The organism is Acinetobacter sp. YH12201 (assembly GCF_013418145.1).
In the GTDB taxonomy this organism is placed as follows: Bacteria; Pseudomonadota; Gammaproteobacteria; order Pseudomonadales; family Moraxellaceae; genus Acinetobacter.
In genome coordinates, this window is the sequence record NZ_VPCP01000129.1 from 1 (window position 1) to 5,122 (window position 5,122).

General features: G+C 37.9%; 4 protein-coding genes and 1 pseudogene. 1 reads left to right on the plus strand and 4 read right to left on the minus strand.

The annotated features are described in order from the left end of the window. Both FTU91_RS15555 and FTU91_RS15560 read right to left on the minus strand, forming a co-directional pair. On the minus strand, nt 1-1,242 hold a 1,242-nt coding region (locus tag FTU91_RS15555; protein ID WP_180082790.1), incomplete at its 3' end, for a relaxase/mobilization nuclease domain-containing protein. Then, entirely contained in the window at nt 1,232-1,720 is a 489-nt protein-coding gene (locus FTU91_RS15560; RefSeq protein WP_257221770.1) for a MobC family plasmid mobilization relaxosome protein, read from the minus strand. The genes FTU91_RS15555 and FTU91_RS15560, both read right to left, overlap by 11 nt. Before the next feature lie 362 nt (nt 1,721-2,082). On the opposite strand from FTU91_RS15560, the gene FTU91_RS15565 reads away from it, so the two are divergent. Then, on the plus strand, nt 2,083-2,967 hold the full coding sequence (locus FTU91_RS15565; RefSeq protein WP_180082792.1) for a hypothetical protein: 885 nt from the start codon (nt 2,083-2,085) through the stop codon (nt 2,965-2,967). Here FTU91_RS15565 and FTU91_RS15570 read toward each other — a convergent pair. Both FTU91_RS15570 and FTU91_RS15575 read right to left on the minus strand, forming a co-directional pair. Further along, nucleotides 2,964-3,947, minus strand: coding sequence for a replication initiation protein (locus tag FTU91_RS15570; RefSeq protein WP_180082793.1), 984 nt, complete (start codon nt 3,945-3,947; stop codon nt 2,964-2,966). The two genes, FTU91_RS15565 and FTU91_RS15570, sit on opposite strands and share 4 nt — an antisense overlap. 337 nt (nt 3,948-4,284) lie before the next feature. Beyond that, nucleotides 4,285-5,122 (minus strand): annotated as a pseudogene (locus FTU91_RS15575) (hypothetical protein); the annotation flags it as partial.

Below are 5,122 nucleotides of genomic sequence, written 5' to 3' on the forward strand. Positions count from 1 at the left end.
TCGACTGTATTCTGCATCTCGTTGATGTTGTTGTATTTGCTCTTGCTTACGTAGCCGAGCGCGATACTCGATATAAGCAAAATAAGAGCTATCGAAGCTAAAACTATATTTGATGTAAAAAGGGTTTTTTTGATCTTGGCTGTTTCGGCTATTCCTTGGCTCATACTGTTCAATTGATCTGACTGGGCTTTTAACTGCTTGAGCTGCTGTGCCTGTTTGTTCAAAAGATTGGCTGTTTCTTTCGTTTGCTGTTGTAAAGACTGGGCTAAATTCTGGCTCTCGGTTTGGACTGAAATTAGGCTCAACTTGGCTTCTGCCATCTGATTGATAGCGTTCTCCGTTGTACGTTGCACGTTTATTTGCAAGTTTTTCAGACTTTGTTCTGCACTGTTCAGCAAGCTCTCTGTGCTCTGGTGAAACAACTCGATATTCGCCTGATGCTCTTGCATCATTTGCTTTTCTTGCTCGATCTTCAAAGTAAGATTTGATATTAAAGTCTGACTCATAAAATGCACCTTTTAGCCTTATCGCTTTGTCTGCACCATCTAATTTGAATGAAATATATTTTTCGCTTGGTTTTGCCTGACCAAGCTCTGAAATTGCCTCTAAAACGTCTTTTCTATTTCTAATAAAACCATGTTCAACACGTTGTTCTATATAGCTTCCGATTACTTCACGAATATCTTTCCTAGTTTTACCTGTTAAGCCTGCTCGTACTGCTGATTTGTCTTGAAAATGAATGTGATCAGGGGTTTGTGTATCACGCTTTAAAGCGGGATCATCAGGTCTTGACCATCCCTTTGAATAATTGAAGTAGTCCCGGAGAGGATCGAAATATTTCTCATGTCCTGGGGGCGCAATATTGAGGGCTTTTCCTGTATCCAATTCAACACGCGGCACTAAAAAATGCACATGCTTGGAGCCATCATCTTCTTCATGCAAAACGGCTGTGAAGTGATACTGGTTTGGCTTTAAGCCTGCAAAGGCATGCTTTTCAAATGCTTCTAAAACTTGGTCAATTTCATCATTAGTGGGGGCATCATCTTTCGACCACGCTATAACTCCGCTCGTATATTTCCATTCGTTTTGAATAGATTCAGCAATAGCAGTAAACGTCTGCGGATCTCCCCTCAAAACTTGAACATCAGGACGAGGGCGGTTGAGGTGATCAACTTCATCAATTAAATAACTTGCAGCTTTTGCAGGGTCGCCTTTTCCATGCTTAAGAAATTTAATGTACATCCACAGCCCTCCCTTTTTTCAAAGCTCTTTCTCTTGCACGGCTTACAGCTTCTGGGCTTCGTTCAATTTTCGGAAGCTGACCAAGCCAATGATGTAAGTCATTTTGCATTTGACTCAGGGCATGGAAACATTCAAGAAATGAAAACTTAGAAATAGCATTCGGGTCTTGTCTGAGAATATTTAAAGATTTGGCTAATTGGTTGAGGTTGTTCCCGATTCGACCAATTTGAAAAAGTAATGCTGGGTCTGCTTTTGGTGGTTGTTTGATTTGCTCTCGCTTTTTCTTTGGCTCAATTGAAACGTCCAAAGATTCGGCTGACACAGTTGGAAATTCGGACATAACTTTTTGACCAATCAAAGCATTCACGAACTCACTAAATTGCAGGTCATGATCATCTAAATATTTTTCTAATTGTTTGGCTTCTAACTCCGTTAAACGTAGACGTTTAACTTCGGTTTTTAATTCTTTCTTTGCCATGACATTTCCAAACATTGGATTCGTGGTTGGGGTCTTAGGGGTGAAACCCCTAACAAGCCCCCGTGACAGAAAATCAAAATTGCGTAGCAATGCTTGATTTTGTGGCTACGGGGTAGGCTTGCTCAATTTACGATAGCATTTTGTTTTCGTGCGTTCAATATTTGGTACAAATGTTGAAGTACAAAACAAAATGCTAGCTGTGAATTGGAGGTTGAGTCGTTGCAAGGTTATGGACAATCGCAAGCGAACAACAAAACTAATCTATGCACAAACACTATTGATAAGATGCGGAATAAATCAAAGATTTATTTCCACACTTACCAACAGGTTTGATGCACAGGTTTTGTCTTTGCCCACAACCGTTGCTAACTCCTTTAATAAGAGTTTTTTTAAAATTAAAGAAAAGAAAATCTCCCACAGGGCTATTATCTGATTTAGGCTTGCACTTTCCGCTTTTTCTTAATAAATATCGTATGAACTTTATAAAAAAGTCCAAGAAGCAAATTGGAATTTACTTACTTGTTTATCTAGTTATTTTAGTTATCTGTGGGGTATTCCAGTTCTTCGTTAATTGCCAAGCACAGTATTCTATTTGCCTTTTTGAAACAGATAACTTGAATACTATTGTTACAACGACTTCTTATGTATTAACACCACTAATCGCAATAATAGGTTTCCAATCTTGGCGAGAAGCGGAAAATTATAAAAACGCTCATAAAACTGTTGAAGCAATGCTTGATAGTACTAGAAATATTCAAAAAAAATGGCATCTTAGCCGCGAATATGGTGATCATAGTTTATTTCAAGATTACTACATTAAAGATGTCACAATGATCGATATAGATCAGTCAGCTATTGAGAGTTTTTTCCCTAAAGTTTTTAAAAAATCATATGAAATCTTTGAAGAATTTAATGAATTAAAACATCTAGCAGTTAAACTCTCTATATATCAAAAAGATAATTTAAGAAAGTTAAATCACGCCATTATCGTTGCAGAGAAAGAGTTATATACAACGTCCGAGGAGATTTGGAACTTCCATAATACCCTTGTAAGCAAAGCATTTAACTCCCCTCTATCAACCTTATCAGATGTTGAAATGAATCATCTTTGTCAAAAGTTTGATAGATACTGCAATCAAGTTATGGGGCATAAGGGGAACGATGAAAGAATTAACTATTCAGAAAGAATTGATGACTATATTTTTAATATCTCAACGGAAATAGAGAATATTGGAAAAGATCTTTAGCTTTCATGTTGTTTAAACCAATTTCGGAGTGTTCTGGTAGTAACACCAACTTGCATACTAATTTCAGTAGAGCTAGCACCCTTCTTTTTTAAGTTCAGGGCTAATATTCTTTTTTCATCATACTTCTGCGATCTAGCATATCCACCATTAGAGGAATTACTTTTAATTCCTCCTAATCGCCCTTTTCGACTCTGGCGATCTATAAATTCCTGATAGCAATAAGCATCTTTTTTCCAACAATAACGGCTTATGCTCTTTGCAATGCCTTTAATCTCGTTGTATTCCATTGACTCAGTCATGCCTTCATTGAGCTTCAAACAATGATCAATTACGCCTTGCAACCAAACGTTGTAAGCCTTACCTCGATATTTCCTGATCTCAACATACGCCCAATGACGTGCAGTATGGAAAATGTAGCAATTACGTCCAAGCCCTACTGCTTCGTCTTGTTTTGGAACTTTTTTGGCTTCGTTCCAATCAATATCTAATTTTGAACTGAGTTCATTCAACGAATATGGGCTTTTTCTTATGCTGTACGTGCGCCATTGCTCGTGCATGGGATTTTTACTGATTAATCCTGAGTATCCAACATCAGCATTAAAAAGCTCGCGTAAACGCAAATAAACGGCATTTGCGAGCATGATTGGCTTCTGTCTGCTTGCATCAGTTGTATAAATTGGAGTTTTTAGCTCGAAAAATGCGTGTAATCGTCCATTTTGAGGATTTTCAGCAACAAAATTCGGCATCGGTACGCCATCAAGCGAATATAAAATTTCACTCAGGGCTGATTCATAGTCGAGATCAAGCACAAAGTAATACTGATAAAACGGACTATTTGGCTGAATGTACTTGAATGCCAGTGCTGTATCTCTCGGACGTATTTTTAGACCTGTGCTCAGATCATCCGTACAGTATGGCTTGGTCGGTAAGTTGCCGATAAAGCTAGGAAATAGCTCAATTTGAGACTGTATTTTATTCATTTATAACAGTAACCGCTTGCAAAGCTTGCAAACACTGCTAAAATTAAGACAGATTCAGGTGTTTTAATTTTAGTGTTTTCAAGCATTTATATTAAAATTCCGAGAAAGAACAGGTCTGCCAACCTGTTTTTTTTCGTCTATTGAAAATATTACATCTTTTTGAATGTGTGTCAAATAACTGATTTTAAAAACAAAATAGTGCGACATAGTGTCGCAATGGTTATCTAAGATTCTGTTAAATATCAAGTACAACCGATTTTTAACTTGTGCCAATTTTGTGATGCTTTTTTTTCGAGTACAGCATTGCAAATGCAATGCTACGCAGAAAAAGAAAGCATCAAAATGGACTTGGTGAATCATAGCCACGATCATTTTTACGTTCTTGCGCTCGTTGCAGCTCTCTTCGCTGATCCAGTTGATCTAAAGCCGAGAAGAGATCTGTTGGATTAATTCCGCTAATTTTTGTTGATATTGCTCTACTGAAGTCATTCTCTTGATTATTTGCTCTGTCATCGGCTTCAATTGCTGTTCTATCTCGGCTTGGACCAAATTCGGCAAGGTATTCACTATTAAAGTTTTGACTTGGCTTTCTATCTGTAAGTTCTGCACTAAATCGCTCAAACGTGTTTGTAGCTGTACTTTCAAGTTCTCTTGAATGGTTTGTGAAAAATTTGCTGAGATAGTTTGTTCTGATAGATTCCGCACGATCTGCTGATATTTCTGTACGATCTTCACTGCTTCGCTGTGCTTCTCGTTTAAAGTGTTCGTGTAACTCTTTAACTGCTCGATAGTCGCTGATTGCTGTTGAATGAGTTGCAATGCTTTCTCTTGCTCTTGCTGTTGTTGCTTCAATTGATTCTGCTGTTCTTCGATAATTTTCAATAACTGTACTTCGAGATTCATTTAACGCACCTCTTTCACGATCATTAGCGGTTGTTTCGTATCTCGTGTTTCGTATGAACTGTTCATATAATTCGGGTCTATTTGGGCGCACAGCTTGCCATCGCATGTCGTTATCATCAGGCTTCCACCCCGTGATTTTAGATAATCGACTGTATTCTGCATCTCGTTGATGTTGTTGTATTTGCTCTTGCTTACGTAGCCGAGCGCGATACTCGATATAAGCAAAATAAGAGCTATCGAAGCTAAAACTATATTTGATGTAAAAAGGGTTT